Annotated in this window: 16 protein-coding genes and 1 tRNA gene; 7 read left to right on the top strand and 10 right to left on the bottom strand. The window is 46.9% G+C overall.

What is annotated here, in order from left to right:
- Positions 1 to 279: 279 nt before the first annotated feature.
- From ccoG to ppc, 4 genes are all read left to right on the top strand, one after another.
- Complete coding sequence (gene ccoG / locus QEO93_RS05865; RefSeq protein ID WP_032137197.1) at positions 280 to 1,710, top strand: cytochrome c oxidase accessory protein CcoG; 1,431 nt, start codon at positions 280 to 282, stop codon at positions 1,708 to 1,710.
- Positions 1,711 to 1,713: 3 nt separating this feature from the next.
- Positions 1,714 to 2,259, top strand: coding sequence for a FixH family protein (locus QEO93_RS05860; protein ID WP_085815647.1), 546 nt, complete (start codon positions 1,714 to 1,716; stop codon positions 2,257 to 2,259).
- A gap of 212 nt (positions 2,260 to 2,471) precedes the next feature.
- Positions 2,472 to 3,290 carry a squalene synthase HpnC gene (hpnC, locus tag QEO93_RS05855; RefSeq protein ID WP_032137195.1) on the top strand — a complete coding sequence of 273 codons (819 nt, stop codon included), beginning with the start codon at positions 2,472 to 2,474 and terminating at the stop codon, positions 3,288 to 3,290.
- Between the two features lie 483 nt (positions 3,291 to 3,773).
- Positions 3,774 to 6,476 carry a phosphoenolpyruvate carboxylase gene (gene ppc, locus QEO93_RS05850; RefSeq protein WP_085815646.1) on the top strand — a complete coding sequence of 901 codons (2,703 nt, stop codon included), beginning with the start codon at positions 3,774 to 3,776 and terminating at the stop codon, positions 6,474 to 6,476.
- Between the two features lie 53 nt (positions 6,477 to 6,529).
- On the opposite strand, the gene QEO93_RS05845 is transcribed toward ppc, so the two are convergent.
- From QEO93_RS05845 to QEO93_RS05825, 5 genes are all read right to left on the bottom strand, one after another.
- Positions 6,530 to 7,234 carry a 5'-methylthioadenosine/adenosylhomocysteine nucleosidase gene (locus QEO93_RS05845; RefSeq protein WP_167331711.1) on the bottom strand — a complete coding sequence of 235 codons (705 nt, stop codon included), beginning with the start codon at positions 7,232 to 7,234 and terminating at the stop codon, positions 6,530 to 6,532.
- An 11-nt stretch (positions 7,235 to 7,245) separates the two neighbouring features.
- Positions 7,246 to 7,725: an S-ribosylhomocysteine lyase gene (locus QEO93_RS05840; RefSeq protein WP_032137192.1), complete on the bottom strand. Its 480-nt coding sequence runs from the start codon at positions 7,723 to 7,725 to the stop codon at positions 7,246 to 7,248.
- A gap of 64 nt (positions 7,726 to 7,789) precedes the next feature.
- Positions 7,790 to 8,449 (bottom strand): YbaN family protein, encoded by a 660-nt coding sequence (locus tag QEO93_RS11615; protein WP_342446730.1) that lies wholly within the window; start codon positions 8,447 to 8,449, stop codon positions 7,790 to 7,792.
- Positions 8,450 to 8,452: 3 nt separating this feature from the next.
- Positions 8,453 to 9,028, bottom strand: a complete 576-nt coding sequence (locus QEO93_RS05830; protein WP_032137191.1) for a DUF1415 domain-containing protein — start codon at positions 9,026 to 9,028, stop codon at positions 8,453 to 8,455.
- A 113-nt stretch (positions 9,029 to 9,141) separates the two neighbouring features.
- Entirely contained in the window at positions 9,142 to 11,130 is a 1,989-nt protein-coding gene (locus QEO93_RS05825) for a transglutaminase TgpA family protein (RefSeq protein WP_085815645.1), read from the bottom strand.
- Between the two features lie 196 nt (positions 11,131 to 11,326).
- On the opposite strand from QEO93_RS05825, the gene QEO93_RS05820 reads away from it, so the two are divergent.
- Positions 11,327 to 12,715 carry an MFS transporter gene (locus tag QEO93_RS05820; RefSeq protein ID WP_032137189.1) on the top strand — a complete coding sequence of 463 codons (1,389 nt, stop codon included), beginning with the start codon at positions 11,327 to 11,329 and terminating at the stop codon, positions 12,713 to 12,715.
- A gap of 4 nt (positions 12,716 to 12,719) precedes the next feature.
- On the top strand, positions 12,720 to 13,229 hold the full coding sequence (locus QEO93_RS05815) for a single-stranded DNA-binding protein (RefSeq protein ID WP_032137188.1): 510 nt from the start codon (positions 12,720 to 12,722) through the stop codon (positions 13,227 to 13,229).
- Between the two features lie 110 nt (positions 13,230 to 13,339).
- On the opposite strand, the gene QEO93_RS05810 is transcribed toward QEO93_RS05815, so the two are convergent.
- A tRNA-Pro gene (locus QEO93_RS05810) sits at positions 13,340 to 13,417 on the bottom strand.
- Between the two features lie 145 nt (positions 13,418 to 13,562).
- Between QEO93_RS05810 and QEO93_RS05805 the strand changes: the two genes are divergently transcribed.
- Entirely contained in the window at positions 13,563 to 14,849 is a 1,287-nt protein-coding gene (locus QEO93_RS05805) for a M23 family metallopeptidase (protein ID WP_052368751.1), read from the top strand.
- Positions 14,850 to 15,015: 166 nt separating this feature from the next.
- Here QEO93_RS05805 and QEO93_RS05800 read toward each other — a convergent pair whose 3' ends face one another.
- The 4 genes from QEO93_RS05800 to ribBA all read right to left on the bottom strand — a co-directional run bounded on the left by QEO93_RS05800 (position 15,016) and on the right by ribBA (position 20,306).
- Complete coding sequence (locus tag QEO93_RS05800; RefSeq protein WP_032137187.1) at positions 15,016 to 16,344, bottom strand: MFS transporter; 1,329 nt, start codon at positions 16,342 to 16,344, stop codon at positions 15,016 to 15,018.
- Between the two features lie 256 nt (positions 16,345 to 16,600).
- Complete coding sequence (locus tag QEO93_RS05795; RefSeq protein ID WP_081906935.1) at positions 16,601 to 17,581, bottom strand: DMT family transporter; 981 nt, start codon at positions 17,579 to 17,581, stop codon at positions 16,601 to 16,603.
- A gap of 140 nt (positions 17,582 to 17,721) precedes the next feature.
- On the bottom strand, positions 17,722 to 18,852 hold the full coding sequence (locus tag QEO93_RS05790; RefSeq protein ID WP_032137186.1) for a serine/threonine protein kinase: 1,131 nt from the start codon (positions 18,850 to 18,852) through the stop codon (positions 17,722 to 17,724).
- A 329-nt stretch (positions 18,853 to 19,181) separates the two neighbouring features.
- Positions 19,182 to 20,306, bottom strand: coding sequence for a bifunctional 3,4-dihydroxy-2-butanone-4-phosphate synthase/GTP cyclohydrolase II (gene ribBA, locus QEO93_RS05785; protein WP_425337438.1), 1,125 nt, complete (start codon positions 20,304 to 20,306; stop codon positions 19,182 to 19,184).
- Between the last annotated feature and the right edge of the window lie 28 nt (positions 20,307 to 20,334).

Below are 20,334 nucleotides of genomic sequence, written 5' to 3'. Positions count from 1 at the left end.
AACGCAGCCTGAAATTTGGTTTTCAGGCTGCGTTTTATATTTTCAGGCTGCAAATCTTGCGAAATCTCGTAAGGTGGGATTTATCCCACCATTTTGAACGATTTTGCAGCCTGAAAATAAATTTTGCTATTGTTTTTGTGGGGTAAATCCCACCTTACACAAGTTTCGCAAAGATTTCAGACTGTTTTTTGTTATGTAATCCAGCTATGAAGTTAATTTATTTTTACACAATTTAATCAGAGTATAATTTGTACATTAAAAAACACAGGAGCACAAACCATGTCTAAAACAGAACAAAAAAAACCTGTTAAAGAACAAACCATTCAGCTCTATCAAGGCGCAAAACGCATTCACCCGAAAATGGCAAAAGGGCGTTTTGCCAACGCGCGCGTGTTGATGATTGCCGCCACGCAGCTCTTTTTCTTCGGCATGCCGTGGATTAACTGGAACAATCGCCAAGCCGTGCTGTTCAGCCTTGAAGACGTGCATTTTTATATTTTCGGCATGGTGCTAGAAGCCGCCGATTTGCTGTATCTCACAGGTTTGCTGATTGTGTCCGCGTTTGGCTTGTTTTGGTGGACAACGATTGCAGGGCGTTTGTGGTGCGGTTATTCGTGTCCGCAAACCGTTTACACAGAAGTGATGTTGTGGATTGACCACTTGGTTGAGGGTGACCGCAACAAGCGTTTGAAATTGGATAAAGAGCCATGGAATGCGCGCAAAATTCGTATCAAAGCTCTGAAATATTTGCTGATTTTTGTCGTGTCTGCGTGGACAGGGATTACATTCGCAGGCTGGTTCACTCCGATTCGTGAATTTGTGCCAGCGATTTTCAACGGTACGGCAGGCTCGGTTGCGTTGGGAACAGCGGCATTTTACGGCTTTGTCACATGGTTGTTTGGACACATTATGCGCGAACAAGTGTGTTTGCACATGTGTCCATATGCCCGTTTCCAAAGCGCGATGTTTGACCACGATACTTTGATAATTTCATACGACACCGAACGCGGCGAACCACGCGGTGCACGTAAGAAAAACGCAGAACGCGGCGAAAACAATATGGGCGATTGCATTAACTGTACCGCTTGCGTGCAAGTCTGCCCAACAGGGATTGATATTCGAGACGGCTTGCAATACCAATGTATCGGCTGCGCAGCGTGTATTGACGCGTGTGATGAAATCATGGACAAAATGGGCTATCCACGCGGCTTGATTCGTTACACCACCGAAGCGGTTTTGAAACACGAATACGAAGACAAAGACATTAAAAAACGCTTAACGCGCCCGAAAGTGGTGTGGTATGGTGGCTTTTTGGCGATTGCCGTGATTGGCTTGTTTACTGGCATTGCTACACGCCAAACCATTCAAATTGACGTGATTAAAGATCGTGGCGTAATGGTGCGTGAGAACAAGCAAGGTCTGCTGGAAAATGCGTATAACTTAAGTATCAGCAACGCCAGCGACAAAGTGCAAGTGGTTACTGCCAGCGTGGCAGGTTTTGAAGACATTGCCGTAACAGGTTTGCCAGAAGGTGGCGTGGTGCTAAAAGCAGGCGAAATCATAACCGTGCCTGTGCAAGTGGTTACGCAGCCTGAATATGCAGACAAAGGCAGCCACCCGATTGTCTTCACGTTTAAATATCGCATTCAAGGGCAGCCTGAAAGCGAAGCGCGTGAAATCACAGAAAAATCGATTTTTATTGGGGAATAAGGTATGACAGATAATAACGCGCCGTGGTTTAAGCAACCCATTTTCTGGATGTTGATGACAGGACCGATTATTGTTGTAATTGCAGGTTTCGTAACCTTTTGGATAGCGCAAAACGGGCATGATGACATGGTTACTGACGACTATTACAAAGAGGGCAAATACATCAACATGCAAATTGAGCGTGATGTGGAAGCCAGTAAACGGCACATTACCGCGCAAGTGTTGTTTAACGATGACGGCTCAGCCGCGAAAGTATTTGTGAGTGGCGATTTTGACCGTACACAGCCGCTTAATCTGCTCATGCAACACCCAGCCCAAAAAGCACTCGACCAAATTGTGCGCTTGAAAGCCGCCAATTCGCCCACTTCAGGCGACAAAGCAGAATATTTGGCGGTATTGAAACCGTTGGGCAAAGCCATTCACTGGTATGTGCGCGTGGAAGATGAAGCAGGCAAATGGCGCGTTGAGAAAAAATGGCTGCCCAGCCAAGGCGCGGCTGTGAATCTTGAGCCAGAGCAACGCACTTCAACGGATTCAGTTGCGAAGTAATCCAATAACAATGCAGCCTGAAGATAGTTTTCAGGCTGCATTTATATAGTTGATGCAATTATTTTTTAAGACAAGGCGACAACGCCCGCCGTGTACGAATAGTATGTAAGGACGTTAGCAACGCCGTATTAAAAGATAAGTGCATTAACTATATTTTATTTTCAGGCTGCGATATGATAAAACGCAGCCTGAAAAACAAGGAGTAATCCCAAATGACCACCCCAAACCATTACGAAAACTTCCCCGTCGGCTCAATCATCTTGCCGCGCCGCTTACGCCGCCCCATTCACGCCGTGTACGCATTCGCGCGCACCGCAGACGACATCGCCGATGAAGGCAATGTCACCACAGCAGAACGCCAAGCCGAATTGCAAAAACTCATTGCTGAATTAGACAAAATCGCCACACACACGCAGCCTGAAACCGAACTCATGCGCCAATTAAACGAACGCGCCGTTCAACCTTTCAGGCTGTCATTGCAACCGTTTTACGATTTACTGTCCGCATTCTCGCAAGACACTGAAAAAACACGTTACCAAAATTTCGGCGAGTTGATTGACTACGCGCGCCGTTCTGCCAATCCAGTAGGGCGGATTATGCTGCATTTATACGGCGAAACCAGCGCACAATCCATCGCCCAAAGCGACGGTATTTGCACCGCCTTGCAGCTCATCAATTTCTGGCAAGATGTAGGCATAGACTGGCAAAAAAATCGCGTGTATTTACCGCAAGATGATTTAGCAAAATTTGGCGTAACAGAAAGCGATATTGCCGCCAATAAGATGACCCCAAACCTGCGCAAACTGCTTGCTTACGAATGTGACAAAGCACACAAAATGCTGCGAGCAGGTTCGCCATTGGGAAAAACTCTGCGCGGCAGATTGGGTTTTGAATTGCGCATGATTATTTTGGGCGGCGACTGCATTTTGCAAAAACTTGCTGCTGCGCAATACGATGTATTTTCACAGCGTCCCGTGTTGGAAAAACGCGACTGGTTACGCATTATTTGGCGTGCCATCATAAAAAAATAATTTGCCCAAACGTACATAAGTGTTTATATAAAATACCACAAATAACGGCAAATTCTTTTTGATTTTATTATTTTCTTTCATTGGAAAGAATATTCTGCTTTTTGGAAATGAAAAAACACTTATTCTTTACATAAACATAAAGAATAAGTGTTTGACAGGATTGAAACAATCCAACATAATACGAGCATTCAAACGCGATAGCGATTGAATATTTCCCCTCTATTTCTCCTTCGTAGACTTTGCGCATATCCCTCCATGGATATGCGCCTTTTTTTAATTTCCGCTATTGTAGCGTTTCATTAAATTGCATGCCTTGATTAAACGCAAACTTTATCAAGAAATTATACAATTTGTCCTTTCTTCATTCATCATCTTGTTTGAAAACAAATAAATGGCATAGAAATACCAAAATTCCATCAAATCGCGCTAAAATCTTCCCCATTAATTTTGTAAAAAATCATCAAGAACAACAAGGAAGATTTTATGCAACTCTCATTACTCAACAACCCAAAAGACGCAGAACTGGTCGCAGATGCCAAAGTGATGACCGAATCACTCTATCGAATGCTAGAAATTCATGCAGATGAAATCGTGGTTAATGCGCTGAAAATTTTAGCCACCGCGCAAGACAGCAGCAAAGTCATCACAGAATTGCTGCCGTCTTTATCCGATGAGCAAACCGAAAATTTGATTACCGCCGTGGGCATGTTTGCGCAGATTTTGAACATTGCCGAAGATGTACACCATGAACGCCGCCGTTTGGTACACGAAACCGCAGGCAACGCCAGCTATGACGGCAACATCGCCATTACGCTGCAAAAATTCAAAGCGCAACAGCTAGATAGCCAAACCGTTCAGGCTGCGTTAAACCACACGCAAATCAACCCCGTTTTAACCGCGCACCCAACTGAAGTGCAACGCCAAGCCACGCAAATTTCGCACCGCAAAATCCGTGCTTTGTTGCCACTCCGAGAGCATTGTCGCAGCGCAGAAGAGCTGGCTGAATGGCAGCGCGAAATGGATATTGTGCTGCTGACTTTGTGGCAAACTAGCGAAACGCGCCATTTCAAATTAAGCGTAACCAGCGAAATCATGAACGGCGTGAACATTTTCCCACGTAGTTTTTTCCAAGCCATTCCGCAACTGTATCGCCATTTAGAAAAACATTTTCAGGCTGCATTTCCTGATATTTCTGTGCCAAATATTTTGCAAATTGGCGGCTGGATTGGTGGCGATAGAGACGGAAATCCGTTTGTATCCGCACAGACTTTGCGTGAAGCGTTCCGTCATCATGCAGACGCAGCGTTTCATCATTATCGCCGAGAACTGGAAGCTCTGTACCAAGAATTGCCGCTTTCCGTGCGCCGTGTGAAAGTGGATGATGGCGTGTTGGTGTTGTCTGCCAAATCGCCCGACACAGAAGTGGCACGACAAGAAGAGCCGTACCGCCGCGCGATTGCTTACATCATGTCGCGTTTGGTTGCCAAAGCACATTTGCTGGGCATTCCGTTGGGCTATCGTTTTGAATTGGGGCAAGCGTATGAAAACGTAGATGAATTTCTGCAAGACTTAACCACATTACAACGCAGCCTGAAAAATAACGGCAGCGAAATTTTAGCAAACGGGCGCATTGCGGACATTATCCGCACGGTTTCGGTTTGCGGTTTCCATTTAATGCCGTTGGATTTGCGCCAACACGCCAATAAACACGCCGATGTTGTCGCAGAATTACTCCAACACGCAGGTTTGGAAGACTATCAATCGCTGCCTGAAAACACGCGCCAAGCGGTTTTATTGCGTGAATTGGGCAACCCACGCCCCTTGTTCAACCAATATGTTGAATACAGCGAACCGTGTCGCCATGAATTAGATATTTTCTTTGAAGCGAACAAAATCAAACGCGAATTTGGCGAAAGCGCCGTTTCACAAAGCATTATTTCCAACTGCGAACGCCCAAGCGATTTGCTGGCTTTAGCCTTGATTTTAAAAGAAACAGGCTTGATGAATTTGCAAAACGGCAAACCCGTTTCACGCATGAACATCGTGCCATTATTTGAAACGATTGAAGCCTTAGAAAACGCCTGCCCTGTTATGGAATTATTATTCAGCAATGAATGGTATCGTGCATTTTTGAGCAGCCGCGACAATATTCAAGAAATCATGCTAGGTTATTCAGACAGCAACAAAGACGGCGGTTACATCAGTAGCACATGGGGCTTGTATCAAGCCGAGCAAGGCTTAGTGAAATTGTTTGCAGAACACTGCATTCGTATGCGCTTGTTCCACGGGCGCGGCGGCAGCGTGGGGCGTGGCGGCGGTCCGTCTTACCAAGCGATTTTGGCGCAACCTTCAGGCAGCGTGGCAGGACAAATCCGTATTACCGAACAGGGCGAAGTCATCACAGCGAAATACGGCGACCCAAGCAATGCAGGGCGTAATTTAGAAGCCTTAGTCGCCGCCACCTTAGAAGCAACTTTGCTGCCAGCTCCTGCCGACCCTGACGCGGATTTGATGAATGCCTTATCACAAAGCGCGTTCAAACATTACCGCGCCTTGATTACGCGAGACGGTTTTATTGACTATTTCTTGCAAACCAGCCCGATTGAACAAATCGCCAGCTTGAATTTAGGCAGCCGTCCAGCCAGCCGCAAAACGTTGGCGCGGATTCAGGATTTACGCGCGATTCCGTGGGTGTTCTCGTGGACGCAAAACCGTTTGATGTTGCCAGCGTGGTATGGTTTTGGTAGCGCGGTGGAAGAGTTGTGTAAACAAAATTCAGGCAGCCTGAAAGCCTTGCAAGAACACGCACAGAACAATCCGTTTTTCCGTGCGATGTTGTCAAATATGGAACAGGTAATGGCGAAAACCGACTTGATTTTGGCGGAACACTACGCGGCGTTGAGCCAAGATGAACAGCACGGCGCGGAAATTTTTGCGGCGATTAAAGCGGAATATCAACGCAGCCTGAAAGCCTTGTTGGATATTTTGCAAACCAGCGAATTGCTGACGGATAACCGCGCATTGGCGCGTAGTTTGGCGTTGCGGATTCCGTATCTGAACGCGTTGGGCGGCTTGCAAGTGGCTCTATTGCGGAAGTTGCGCCAAGAGCCGAATAATCAGCACGTTTTGCAAATGGTTCATCAGACGATTAACGGTGTGGCGCAGGGGTTGCGGAATACGGGTTGATTGTTGTGCATAAAAATGCAGCCTGAAAATATTTTCAGGCTGCTTTTTATTGTTTACAAGGCTTCAATCATTTGATGAACCATTTTGGCGGAATGCTGTGCAGCAGTCGCTAAAAATTCATCAAAACTGATATTGGCGTTTTCATCTGCGCTATCGGAAATGGCGCGGATAATCACAAACGGCATTTTCAATAAGAAGCAGGTTTGCGCGATGGCGGCAGCTTCCATTTCAATGGCTTGAATTTCTGGGAAATGACGGCGAATTTGTGCAATCTTGTCTTGCCCATTGATGAACTGGTCGCCACTCACAATCACGCCGCGGAAAATGTGCGCGTCTTTGAAATTAACGGCGGCGGCTTCTGCGGCATAAGTCAGCGTGCTGTCGCAAGTGTAAAACGCGGGCATTTGTGGCACTTGACCGTGCGCGTAGCCGAAAGCGGTTACATCAACATCGTGATGAGCGATTTGTGTACCAATCACGACATCGCCCACTTTCAAGCCTTTGCCCACGCCGCCCGCGCTGCCTGTGTTAATCACGCAATCTGGGCTGAAATGTTCAATCAACAGCGTGGTGGCAACGGCGGCGTTTACTTTACCAATACCGCTTTGGCACAGGGCAATATCTTTGCCTGCGTATTTGCCTGTATACATGGTGATGTTTTTGCCGATTTTGTGCGTGTGCAACTGGGTCAAACTATCGCGAAGGGTCAGCACTTCGGTTTCCATTGCACCAACGATGCCGACGGTTTCTGGGTGCAAAATTTCGCGACTCATGCAAATACCTCTTCCCACTCGCTTCGTTTGTCTAACAGATATTGAGCGATTTTTTGTGCGCCTTCTAAGCTGTGGCTGGCTGCCCAACCGCATTGAATGATGTTACACGCTGGCACTTCTGTAGCGGCTAACACGTCTTTTAATGTGGCTTCAATTAGGTTTACTGCGTTTTGGTATTCGGGCAAGTTCAGCAGGGTAACGTAAAAACCTGTTTGGCAACCCATTGGGCTGATGTCCACGATTTTGTCTGAATGGTTGCGTGAAAGCTCTGCCATTAGGTGTTCCAATGAGTGCAGGGCAGGCATTTTCATGTGGTCTTGGTTCGGTTGGCATACGCGCAAGTCGTATTTGTAAATCACGTCGCCGTGGTCGCCATCTGTTACGCTGGCTAAACGAACGTATGGGGCTTTAACTTTGGTGTGGTCTAAGTTAAAACTTTCTACGTTCATTTTTTTTTCTGTGGTAATGGTGTTCATGATCAGAAGCCTTAAAAATGAAAAGGGTGGATTATAAAGGGTTTTCAGGCAGCCTGAAAATGATTTAGGCATCGGGTAATCGGGACATCCAAATGCCCACGCATAGGCAAATGAGACCTGTTCCTAAGCCGACATACCAACGCTCTGGAAATTTCAGCAGCAAGCCGATGGAGGAAATGCTCATCATGGTCCAAGCGGTGTATTTGCCGCGTTTGGAAATGGCGCGGCGTTCTTCCCAGTTTTTGACCATTGGTCCGAAGTATTTATTTTGGTGCAACCAATGGCTGAAGCGTGGCGAAGCGCGTCCCCAGCAGGCGGCGGTGAGTAGGATAAAGGGAACGGTGGGCATCACGGGCAAAAATGCACCGATAATGCCAAGTATCAAGGAAATTGCGCCTGCGATCCAGAGTAAGCCGTTAATTAGCAAGGTTTTCAGGCTGCTTTTGGGCAGGAAAAACATCATTACGCTGGGTATGCCGAATAATAGCGTGGTCATCAGCCCGAATGTCCATGCGCTGAGCGATTGGGAATGCGGCAGGTATTGGGGCAGCACGGCAATCAGTAGGCATAATGTGCCAACGGCAAGCAGGACGATGCCAAACAAGCTGCGGAGATAAATTTCGCGTGTGCGACTGGGGGGCATGGTCCAAATCAACAGGGCTGGCAATACGGGCATGAGTGCAGTCATTGCCCAGAATAGCCATTCGCGTTGTATGGGGGTCATAGGTTAGTCCTTATTGTGATGAAACGGGCAGCCTGAAACGCCTAATTTTTCCCAGCCTTCGTGCCCCATTTCTTCTAACACTTTGATGTTGCGTTCAAAGATAACGGCTGGGTCTGGAAAGGCTTGAGCGGCTTTTTCAATGCTGTCTTCGCGGATGAGGTGCAGCGTGGGGTAGGGGCTGCGGTTGGTGTAATTGCTGATGTCGTTTGGTTCGGTGTCTTCAAATTGAAATTCAGGGTGGAATGGGACAATTTGAATAATGCCTTCTGCGTGGTTGTCTACAAGGGCGTTGTCTGCCATGTCTAGCACGTCGTTGAATACGCTGAAATCGGGAAATAGGTTGGGGTGGACGAGCAGGGTGGTTTCCAGTTCGCTGGCTGGTGTGTTCAGCAAGGTTTGCAATTCACGGTCTAAGTCTTCCAAAAATGCATCTAAATGTTTGGCGTGGCTAACGGCGATGCGGATTTGCCCTTTGGCGTGTGGGGCTTTGGCAAATGGGCAAAGGTTGAGACCTATCACGGCTTTTTCTAACCAGTTAGTTGTATGTTGGATAATGGTTTGTTCGTTGATTTGTGTCATGGCGTTTTGTGTGTAATAAGGTGTTGGCGGATTTTATCATGCTTTGGTTTTATGGCAGCCTGAAAATGGTTTTGATTTGTGGCATAACAAAAACGCAATCTGAAAAATCGTTTTCAGGCTGCATTTTTCAAGCGATATTTCCGCGCCAATTTCCGTGCGCGGCGATACCAACCTTGCGCCACACGTTTGCTGGGCGACTGGCTGCTGGCGTAATTCAAGCGAATATAATCATCAATCAACTCCGCCAAATCAGGCGACAAGCGTTGCTGCGATTGCAATTCTTGCTTCAATTCCACCGCGCCCAATGCGCCCAAATTGGCAAATTTTTCGCTGAGCAAATGATGTTTCAGCAGCATAAAACCGTCTGCCAACGGCGAAATATCTTCACGGCGCGAGCGTTTCCACCACAAGAAAACAGGAATTAACGCAGGCACAAGTCCCAGCAGCAACACAGTCAGCAACGCGCCGCCTGTTACTTTGCTGAAACCAAACCATGAAAACAAATTTTTCTGCTGTTCGCCGTCAAAATTGACTACCCAGCGTTCCCAATAAACTTGGCTTTTGCCTGTGAGCTGACTCCACAAGCCCAGATTGCTCACTAGTTCATTGATTTCTTCGGCAGGCAACGCGCTGTCCAAACCGCCTTCCACGCGCGTGATGGACACGGCGGCGGTTGGGTCGTAGCGTTTCCACACTTGTTTTTCAGGCAGCCAAATTTCCGCCCACGCGTGCGCGTCTTTGCTGCGGATTTGCCAGAAGTTGCCTTGCTCGTTCCATTCGCCGCCTTGGTAGCCTGTAACCACACGCGCTGGCACACCTGCGGCACGCATCATCACCACAAACGCGTCGGCGTAATGCTCACAAAAACCTTGTTTGGTTTTGAACAGAAATTCATCGGTGGGGCTGCTGCTCAATAAAACGGGCGGTTTGAGTGTGTAAGCAAATTTTTGTTGCGAGAAATAACGCAAAACGGCATTGGCGAAATTTTCTGCATGACTGCCATTTTGTTCAAAAAGTTGTTTGGCAAATATGCGCGTCCGCAAATTCGTTTTTTCAGGCAGCGTGGTGTATTCACGGATTTCGTTTTCGCGCAATTTTTGCGGCAATTCGTCTGTGATAACGGAACGTAAGTTGATACCGCGCACCCCTTGGCGACTATACACGCGCATCACGTCGCCCAATTCGCGCATTAAGCCATGGCGTTGGCGGTCGGCTGGGTAATCCAGCGCGGGAATACGCCCCTTTTCATCTGCCAAAACCACTTGATAGCGTACAGTTGGATTTTTCGGCGTGGAAACAGGGACTGCGCTGTCTACAAAACCTCTCACCGCTTGCCATTCGCCAGAGCTGTTTTGCTCGGACATAATCATCACGCGCCAGTACAAATCTTTAGGGCGAGGGGTAAAACCGTCATCAAAAGTGGCGGAAAACGCGGGTTCGTTGCTTTGCACCAAGTTGCCAATGCTGCCAGGTTTCATGGATTCTGATAAACCCGTGGTGGATTGGGCAGACGGATTTTGTGGTAAGCCCCAAAGTGGTGCGTCGCGTCGCGGCATGGTGATGAACAGCAACACAGTTGGCAGTAATGTGAGCAAAAATGCCATGCCACTTTGTTTGATGGCGTTTTTAATGCTGACATCGTTCAAAATGGCGAGCGATACGCTGATGAGCATCAGGCAAACGAGTACCCATAAACCAACGGCTAAATCTTGATTGAACAGCACTGCGCCTGAGAGCAAGAAAATCATGGATAGGGCGGACACTTGTCTGTCGCGGCGCGAATAACCTTCGTAGGATTTGAGGGCGCACAGCAGCAGTAAAAACGCTGTGCCGCCTTGTAAACCGATAAATGTGCCGACTTCCGCGAACACAAGCATGCCTACAACCAGCAGCATAAGCATAAGTTGCCATTTGGGTAGTTTTTTCACGCCGAATTTCATCAGCGCAACGCGTCCCAATGCAAATGCGGCAAATACGGCGGTTACGGGCGTGGGCAGTTCTTTCAGCAAGGGAAGGGATACGGCAATCAGGGCGATTTGGTTGAACAGCAGGGCTTTGAAATCGACTTCTGTATTGAGATAGGGGGTTTTGGCAATAATCATTGTGTGTGGTTTTGTATTTTTTCAGGCTGCGTATTTTCGCAGTTTCGCTTTATTCTGCCAAATGATGACAATAAGCAGCCTGAAAAAATATCTATCGGTTTAGCAACATGAAAACAATCCAATCAATGCTATAATCGCAGCCATTTTATTTCTTTCAGGCTGCCTGAAAATCGCAGCTTGAATATGTGGGAAGACAATGTCTAAAAAAATAAAAATTCCTATGTTGGCGCATGAATGGCGTGCGGCTACGTCTTTGGCTGGTGTGTATGCGCTGCGAATGCTGGGCATGTTTTTGGTGCTGCCTGTTTTGTCGCTTCATGCACACAGCTTATCGGGCGCGGACGAAGTCGCAAAGCTGAAAATGGTAGGGCTGGCAATGGCGGCTTACGGACTGACTCAAGCCTTGCTGCAACTGCCACTGGGTATGTTGTCCGACAAGATTGGTCGCAAAAAAGTGATTTACTTGGGCATGGGCGTGTTTGCGCTGGGGAGTTTTATCGCAGCGTTTACAAATGATGTTTATATGCTGATTGTGGCGCGGGCGATTCAAGGCGCGGGGGCGGTGAGTGCAGCGGTAACGGCTTTGCTGGCGGATTTAACACGCGAAGAAGTGCGTACTCGGGCGATGTCGCTGATTGGCTTGAGCATTGGGCTAACGTTTTCGGTGAGCTTGGTGCTGTCGCCTGTGTTGAGCCAATTTATTGGTGTGCAAGGTTTGTTTGCGCTGACGGGTGTGCTGAGTTTGGCGAGCATTGCGCTGGTGCGGTTTTACACGCCCAATCCTGAACAATCACGACACCATGAAGACGCGCAAGTGTCGGTTCACAGAATTGGCGAAGTGCTGAAAAATGGGCAATTATTGCGTTTGAACTATGGCATTTTTGCGCTGCAAGCTGGGTTGATGGCGATTTTTACGGCGTTGCCGTTTGCGCTGAAAAACTTGGGTTGGGATAAGTCAGAGCATTGGCTGGTTTATTTGCCTGCGACTGTGATTGGCTTGGTGCTGATGGTGCCTGCGATTGTGATTGGCGAAACGCGTAATAAATTGAAACAGGTGTTTGTGCTGGGGATTGCGTTGGTGTTGTTGGCGCAGTTTGCGTTGATTTTTAGCGTGTCGTCTGCGTGGCTGATTGGGCTGACTTTGGTGGTTTATTTCATCGGCTTCAATATTTTGGAGGCGAGTTTGCCGTCTTTGGTGTCTAAAATTGCGCCGACTGATTTGAAAGGCACGGCGATGGGTGTGTATAACACAACGCAATCGCTGGGCGTGTTTACGGGAGGTATGATTGGCAGCCGAATGTATGCGGTTTATGGTTTTTCGGGCGTGTTTGGGTTTTGCTGTGTGATTATTGGCGTGTGGTTGTTGATGGCGATGTCTGCACCTGCGCCGCGTCCTGTGAAAAATGTGATGTTTGCTGTGCCTGATAGTTGGCTGGCGGATTTGGCGGGATTAACGGCAAAAATTCAGGCTGCGTCTGGCGTGGAAGAAGTGCGATTGAGCGCGGATAATAAAACCGTTTTTGTAAAAGCCTTGCAGCAAGGTTTTGATGAAGAATATGTGAAACAAGTTTTAACAGGAGTATGAAAGTATGTTGAATAAAGTGATTTTGATTGGACGCTTAGGGCGCGACCCTGAATTGCGTTATATGCCCAATGGTGAGGCGGTGTGCAATTTTTCGGTGGCAACCAGCGAAACGTGGACTGACCGTAATAGCGGACAACGCCAAGAGCGCACGGAATGGCACAATATTACGATTTATCGTAAATTAGGCGAAATTGCTGGGCAGTATTTGAAAAAGGGTAGCCAAGTGTATTTGGAAGGGCGCATTCAGTCGCGCAAATATACTGACAAGCAGGGTATGGAACGCACGGCTTACGATATTATTTGCAGTGAAATGAAGATGCTGGATTCGCGCAATAGCCAACAAGGTGGTGCGCAAGGTTATGATAATGGTGGTTATCAACCTGATTATGGCAATGCACCACAGCAGCAATCGTATCCGCAACAATCTCAACAACCGCCTGCTGCGCCACAGCGTCAAGCATCAACTGCTCCTGCTGCGCCTGTTGATGATATTGATGATGACATTCCGTTTTAATTGCTGAATGTGAAAATGCAGCCTGAAAAACAAGTTTTTCAGGCTGCATTTTTGTTCTCAAACGACAAATGAAAAACCTCATTGGCTAAAAACCAATGCGGTTAAATTTTTGGTCGGGGCGGTGGGATTCGAACTCACGACCCTCTGCTCCCAAAGCAGATGCGCTAACCGGGCTGCGCTACGCCCCGACTTAAGATGCGCATTGTAGTGAGATTGTAGTTTTTCGTCAAGCAAATTCTGGTGGATTTTTGTGAAGTTTTGCTTTTTGGGCTATGTTGTTGTGGCAAAAGTGATAAAATCGTGCCTATTTTGTTATTTGAATTTGATTTGAACATGAAGAAAAATGTGGTCAGGAACAGTTGTATTGCAGTAGCTGTGTTGGCAGCTTTGGCGGCGGCTGGTTGGGCTGGTGTGCGTGCTGTGGAGCAGAAACAGTTTCAGCAGCATAAGGTGGTGGAAAAGTTAATGCTGCCCAAAACAGGCGAACAATCTGTCCCTGTGAGTTATTGGTATGATGAGGAAGTGCAAACGGGCGATAATCTGAGCATTGTTTTGGAGCGTTTGGGTGTGAGTGAACACAGTATTCAAACGTTTTTGAAAGAAAGCCCGATTGATACGAAGATGTTGCAACTGCGTGCTGGGCAGATTATCAGTGCGCGTGTAGATTCGAGCAATGAAGTAACGGATATTCAATTTTTCAACGCTGATGATGACGGTGAACGCAATCTGGTGGCGATTGAGAAATTGAATGGCAAATGGCAGTTACACGCTGGTGCGGTGGATACGGAAACGTTGCCGTCTTTGCGCTCGGTGGTGGTAACAACTTCGTCTTCTGGAGCGTTGGCGCGTGCTGGCGTGCCTGTTGAAATTCGCACGGCTTTGAAAGAGGTGTTTGCGGATAAGTTTGACTTGGATAATTTGCACGCTGGCGATAGTGTGCGCGTGTTGTATGAAAGTTTGTTTTTCCGTGGTCAGGAAGTGGCGACGGGTAATGTGTTGGCGGCGGAAATCACAATGGGCGGTAAAACGTATTATGGCTATTATTTTGAGAATGGCGACCAAGATAGCGGCGGTAACTATTATGACGAGAAGGGCGAGGCTCTGAAAAAGGGTTTTGATGGCTTGCCTGTGGAAACGTACACGAGGATTTCTTCGCCTTATGGGATTCGTGTTCACCCTGTTTTGCACACAGTTCGCATGCACACGGGGATTGACTATGCTGCACCAATGGGGACAAAAGTGCTTGCGCCGAGCGATGGTGTGGTGAGTTTCCGTGGTTGGAAAGGCGGCTATGGTAACGCGGTGATGATTACGCATGGCAATGGCATGGAAACGCTTTACGGGCATTTGAGTGCGTTTGTGGACGGTGTGAATGTGGGTTCTTCTGTGGGTGCTGGCTCTGTGATTGCGTTTGTGGGCTCTACGGGGCGTTCTACTGGTCCACATTTGCATTATGAAGTGCGGATTAACGGTCAGCATGTGAACCCTGCTTCTGTAGCTTTGCCTACACCTAAATTGTCGGCGACGGATTTGGCGGCTTTGAAGAAATATCGTGTGAAAACAGATGAGATTATGAAGTCGGTTCGTGGTTTAGATGTGATGGTTTCGCAAGTGGATTAATTTTATTGCAGCCTGAAAATAGACTTCCTGCGAAATCCGTAGGCTGGGTTGCGACCCAGCAAATTCATGCAGCCTGAAAACTTCTGGGTTATAACCCAGCCTACAAGTTTCGTAGTAAGTCTAATAAAAGCAGCCTGAAAATATTTTTCAGGCTGCTTTTTGTTTATCACAATTTTTTATTAGCGGTTTCTTGGCTAAATCGCAGCGCAATCAAAGCGATAACGGCGATGCCAGATAAATACCATGCTGGGGCTAAATCGCTGCCTGTGTGTTTAATCAAAAGTGTGGCAAGCAGAGGCGATGTGCCGCCCAGTAATGCGTTACCCATGTTGAAACAGAGGGCAAAACCACTAAAGCGCAAATGCGTTGGGAAAGCCTCGGTTAAGAACCCCGGCAACGTGCCGTCATTCATGGCAAGAATAACGCCAAAGCTCATCATCACAAACAGGCTAACGGCAAAGTGATTTTGTTCCAACAAGGCAAACAGGGGAACGGATAACAGGATAAACAAAACGCACGCGCCTGTTAGCATGGTTTTGCGTCCGTATAAATCGGAGAAATGTCCCATGACAAAAATGAATCCGATGTAGGCTAACAGGGCGACGCTGGACGCCATAAACGAGTAGGTTTCGCTCATGCCCAGTTCTGAGCTGAGATAAGTGGGCATGTAGCTGAGTGTGGTGTAAAACGCTACGGCGTTGAGCGACACGACACCGCAAGCAATCAAAACTTCTTTGCGGTATTTGGTCAGCAAAATTTGAATGGGTAAATTGCTGCTGCGTTTGCTTTTATCCATTTTGGCTTCCATTTCTCGATAGACAGGGGAGTCCTCAAGATGCAAGCGGATATAGCGTCCGATTAAACCGAAAGGTCCAGCCATGAGAAAGGGAATGCGCCAGCCCCATGAGTGCAAGTGTTCTGGGCTGAGAACGGTATAGAGTAGGGCGGCGAGCAGTGAACCCATCAGCAAACCTGTGGCGGTGCTGGCAGGGACTAGGCTGGTGTATAAACCACGTTTGCCTTTGGGGGCGTATTCTGCTAGGAATGCGGACGCACCTGCGTATTCGCCTGATGCGGAGAAGCCTTGTACCATGCGGACGAGAAGCAGCAATATGGGCGCGGCGATGCCTATGCTAGTGTAAGACGGAATAAGGGCGATACAGAAAGTAGAAGCGGACATGACGAGAATTGACCATGATAAGGCAAATCGCCTGCCGTATCTGTCGCCCCAATAGCCCCATACAATGCCGCCGAATGGGCGAATGATGAAGGAAATGGCGAAAACTGTGAATGTGGCAATCAGCTCAGTTTGTGGGTCGCTTGAGGGGAAGAAGACTTTGCCGATAATGGCGGCTAGATAGCCATACGCGGCGTAGTCGAACCATTCGACAAAGTTGCCAATGAAACTGGATGTGGCGGCTTTGCGTAATGCTTGGCGTTCTTGCTCGGATAATTCTGGCGTTGATGAATGGAAAAAAGTGGTGGTTGTGGACATAATTCTCTCCAATCAAAAGTTTATTGAATATTTTAAAATTTTTGCAAAATCGGCATTTTCAGGCTGCCTGAAAGATTTTCGGAAAGACAGATAGGTTTTGATGATGCGTACAACTTGATTTTGTAAAAATTTCAGTGGTGTAACATCTTGATAAAAAGATAGATTGGCGATAAGCGATAGTATTTTTCAGATTGCAGCCTAAAAAAGGAAACTATAACTTATCGCCAATGTTTTAAATAACTTGATGACTAGGTTTTCAGGCTGCTTGAGCAGGGGGAGCAGAACCATCATTGGTTTCATTGCTGCCTTTGCGAGAGAACAGGCTCACAACCACTTCACTCATACCGCCGATAATAATCAGTGCGCCACCGATGATTTGTGGCATGCTCATGGCTTCGCCAAAAATCAGCAAACCTACGAAGACTGGCGCAACCACGCATTCCCAGTATGAAACGCAAGCAAATTCAGAGGCTTTCAAGTGGCGTGTGGCGATAGAGCAAGTGCCTAATGCACCAAAACCGCACACGAAACCAATCGCAATCCACCAAATCCAGTCGGAAGAACCCATTTGAGCAATGGTTGGTTGTGTGATAGGGAACAGAGCCAAAATACCTAGCAAGGCAAACAGGAAATTCCAGAATGCGCGTGTATCACCAGGGACTTCAGTACGGAAGCGGTTGAAGAATAAGAACAAGCCATAACCCACACCAGAATACAATGCCAGCATATCGCCTTTGAATGTTTCTGCTTTAAATTCGAATCCGAATTTCAGGCTGCCACCTTCAAAACTTACCAAGCCCACAATCAGCAGCATGCCGATAAATACACCTGCCATAGATACCCAAGTGCTTGCCCTCATTTTTTCTTTCAAGAAAATCACGGCGAGCAAAGTGGAAATAATCGGACCGATGTAAATAAAAAACACAGCGTTGGCAATGGAAGTCAGTTTAGTCGCCATCACATAAGCCGATAAGCAGTTACCCATGAAAAAACCACTTAAAATCATGGGGAAAGACAGTTTGTACGATTTGAGTTCGTGCAACCTACCTTTGTATGCCAAGATAGCGAAAAATGCGATTGTGCCGCACATCATGCGCGATGACGCGATAAAGTCGCCTTGAGCGTTGATATGACGAGCGAAGAAACCAACAAAACCCATCAGAGTTGCTGCGATGAAGGCATTGATAAAGCCAACTTTTTTGTTGATGGGAGCGCTAGTTGTTGTAGGGGTACTCATAGCGTAACTCTCCATAAATTAAGGGGGCAAGTCGTAAATGACTGCCCCCTATTTTTGGACAACTTGATACAGGCTGATGCGAAACAAAAGGAGGCATCAAGCGAATTATCTTTTCATCTTACATCAGCGCGAGTTTTAAATTAAACCAAAGTCAAGTCATTGAAGTTGCGATTTGGGAAGTAATCTTCGCAGCCACCTTCGCGATATACATCGGCAGTAGCGCAGTGTAATGCACCACCGAATGGGTAAGCATCGCGGAATGGAACTGGGATTACGTTCATACCTAATTTGTCGAATTGCTCTTGTTGGTTCACTTCAGAAGCTTCGCAAATCACTGTTTTGTGGTCTACTACCAAGCAGTTCATAGACAACCATACTGAGCTGTAGCATAGTGGAGGAGGTTCTTTATGAGCAGGTTGAGCAGCAGGCACAATTTCCCAACCGTTTTTCTCGAAGATTGCACGTTGTTCTTGTGGCAATGGACGAACGGGGTTGTTGATAATCAAACCTGGACGCAATGGAACAAATGTTGCATCAATGTGGATTGGATATGGGTCACCTGGGAAGTTAACGGCGTGAACTGTCAAGTTTGGATAGTAGCGTTTGAACCATTCCATTGCAGTGCGGTTGGTAGTCAAGCCATGTTGGATAAACAAGTCTTTACCAACACGCATTACGTCAGCAGCATCCCACATTGGTTCTTCTTCAGTTGTAACGAAGTCTTTGTTCGCAGTACGAACTAAGCGTTCTTCCAAAGAGATTTTTTCATCATAATAATTGTGTTTATATGATTTATCTGTCAAACGTGGACGAGGTGCTTGAGTCCATTTGAATTCTGGGTCTTCATCAAAATATTTTTTCATCAGAGGCCAGAATGCCAAATATTCAAAGTAACGGCAGCGGAATGAGTTAGCAGAAGCCATAATTTCATTACCGATGGTTAAAAGAATATCGCGTGGAGGCATACAAGTCATCATAGAGCCAGTACGGAAGTCTGGAGTGATGACAGGTTGGTTCCATTGCAATGGAGTTGGACGGTCAACGATGACACCGCGGTCTTCCAAAACTTTAGCCAAGTAGTTCAATTGTTCGTTAGCTTTTTCAACGGTTTCTAGGGGACGAGGACCCCACATGCCGCGCATTTTGCTATCTACAGGCACTTTTTCAGAAGTTGCAGGTTCTTCTGGAGGAATACAACTATGGTCTGCCACACCAACGATGATGCGTTTCAGAGGGTCAAAGTCGTTCCAAGAATTGACGATTTTAGTCATGATAATTCTCCTTAAAATACTACACATATTTGATACAGCACTAAGGGAAGTCTAGTGTTTTAGAGATACGCTAGAGACTACAAAATACAAGCTAAAAATCAAAAAATACCGTTATATAAGAATAACTTATTTCTGTTTCCCATGTTTTTTGTATGCATGTATATTGCGCTTCATGACATCGGTTGTCAAACAAAATTTCACAAAAAAAGTGTAAAAGTTAAAATTTTTTGATTTGTGTCAAGAGGGAAATATGGGATTTGTGTTTTCCTACAAAACAAAATGCAGCCTGAAAAGAAACTACTTTTCAGGCTGCATTTAATCATTTGATTTTATTGATTAACTTCTTCAAAACCGACAATTTCTAAGCCAAAGCCAGTTAAGCCATTCAATGCAGAAGGCGTACCCAAAACGCGCATTTTTTTCACATTCAGATTAGCCAAGATTTGCGCACCAATGCCGTACATTTTGCTGTCCCATTTTTTGGTTTGCGATGGTTTTTTTGGCGCGGTTCGGGATAACAAAGCCGCACCGTCTTCTGTTCTGTGTAACAAAATAACCACACCGTTTTCTGTAGCCTGAACGCGTTGCAAGGCTTGCGGCAGCGACCAAGAGTGGCTTGAGTCGGGCTGGATAAAGTCCATTGCGCTGAATGGTTCGTGAACGCGTACTAAAGTTTCAGTGGCTTCGGTTGGATTGCCTTTCACTAACGCCAAATGCGTTTCGCCGTTCAGTTTGTCCACATACACGCGTTGGCGGAAATCGCCCCATTCGGTGTGAATCATCGTATCGCCCATTTCTTCTAATAGGCTTTCTGTGCGACTACGGTATTCAATCAAATCGGCAATCGTGCCAATTTTCAAGCCGTGTTGTTTGGCGAACTCTTGCAATTCAGGCATACGCGACATGGTGCCGTCATCATTGATGATTTCGCAAATCACGCCTGCGCCTGATAGACCTGCCATTTGCGCCAAATCTACCGCCGCTTCCGTGTGTCCTGTACGCATTAACACACCGCCTTTTTGGGCGCGAAGTGGGAAAATATGCCCAGGTTGCACAATGTCTTCAGGCTGCACATTCGCTGAAACGGCGGTTTGAATAGTGTGGGCGCGGTCTGCAGCGGAAATGCCCGTGCTGATGCCGTTTGCCGCTTCAATGGAAACGGTGAAGTTTGTGCCATATTGTGCGCCGTTGTGTTGCGTCATCATCGGCAAGCCCAGTTTGTCAATCAATGCGCTTTCCATCGGTAAACACACCAAACCGCGTGCGTGCTTAATCATAAAGTTGATGGCTTCTGGCGTAACAAATTGCGCCGCCATCACCAAATCGCCTTCGTTTTCACGGTCTTCAGCATCGGTGATGATGACCATTTTGCCCGCTTTGATGTCTGCCAAAATTTCAGGAATAGTTGAGATTTGCATGAGTGTGTTCCTCTTGTAACAAAAAGTAGGCGAGATTGTACGCTTAAAATAAACTTCAGGCAGC

Source organism: Kingella negevensis (genome assembly GCF_030177895.1).
In the GTDB taxonomy this organism is placed as follows: Bacteria; Pseudomonadota; Gammaproteobacteria; order Burkholderiales; family Neisseriaceae; genus Kingella_C; species Kingella_C negevensis.
This window is presented reverse-complemented; position numbering and strand designations above follow the sequence as displayed.

Excerpts from the sequence above, each read along its gene's own strand:
- QEO93_RS11615 (WP_342446730.1), bottom strand. The coding sequence starts at position 8,449 with ATGACCCCCATACAACGCGAATGGCTATTCTGGGCAATGACTGCACTC.
- QEO93_RS05860 (WP_085815647.1), top strand. The coding sequence starts at position 1,714 with ATGACAGATAATAACGCGCCGTGGTTTAAGCAACCCATTTTCTGGATG.
- ccoG (WP_032137197.1), top strand. The coding sequence starts at position 280 with ATGTCTAAAACAGAACAAAAAAAACCTGTTAAAGAACAAACCATTCAG.
- QEO93_RS05800 (WP_032137187.1), bottom strand. The coding sequence starts at position 16,344 with ATGTCCACAACCACCACTTTTTTCCATTCATCAACGCCAGAATTATCC.
- QEO93_RS05840 (WP_032137192.1), bottom strand. The coding sequence starts at position 7,725 with ATGAACACCATTACCACAGAAAAAAAAATGAACGTAGAAAGTTTTAAC.
- QEO93_RS05790 (WP_032137186.1), bottom strand. The coding sequence starts at position 18,852 with ATGACTAAAATCGTCAATTCTTGGAACGACTTTGACCCTCTGAAACGC.
- QEO93_RS05830 (WP_032137191.1), bottom strand. The coding sequence starts at position 9,028 with ATGACACAAATCAACGAACAAACCATTATCCAACATACAACTAACTGG.
- QEO93_RS05795 (WP_081906935.1), bottom strand. The coding sequence starts at position 17,581 with ATGAGTACCCCTACAACAACTAGCGCTCCCATCAACAAAAAAGTTGGC.
- QEO93_RS05815 (WP_032137188.1), top strand. The coding sequence starts at position 12,720 with ATGTTGAATAAAGTGATTTTGATTGGACGCTTAGGGCGCGACCCTGAA.
- QEO93_RS05820 (WP_032137189.1), top strand. The coding sequence starts at position 11,327 with ATGTCTAAAAAAATAAAAATTCCTATGTTGGCGCATGAATGGCGTGCG.
- ppc (WP_085815646.1), top strand. The coding sequence starts at position 3,774 with ATGCAACTCTCATTACTCAACAACCCAAAAGACGCAGAACTGGTCGCA.
- QEO93_RS05825 (WP_085815645.1), bottom strand. The coding sequence starts at position 11,130 with ATGATTATTGCCAAAACCCCCTATCTCAATACAGAAGTCGATTTCAAA.
- QEO93_RS05805 (WP_052368751.1), top strand. The coding sequence starts at position 13,563 with ATGAAGAAAAATGTGGTCAGGAACAGTTGTATTGCAGTAGCTGTGTTG.
- hpnC (WP_032137195.1), top strand. The coding sequence starts at position 2,472 with ATGACCACCCCAAACCATTACGAAAACTTCCCCGTCGGCTCAATCATC.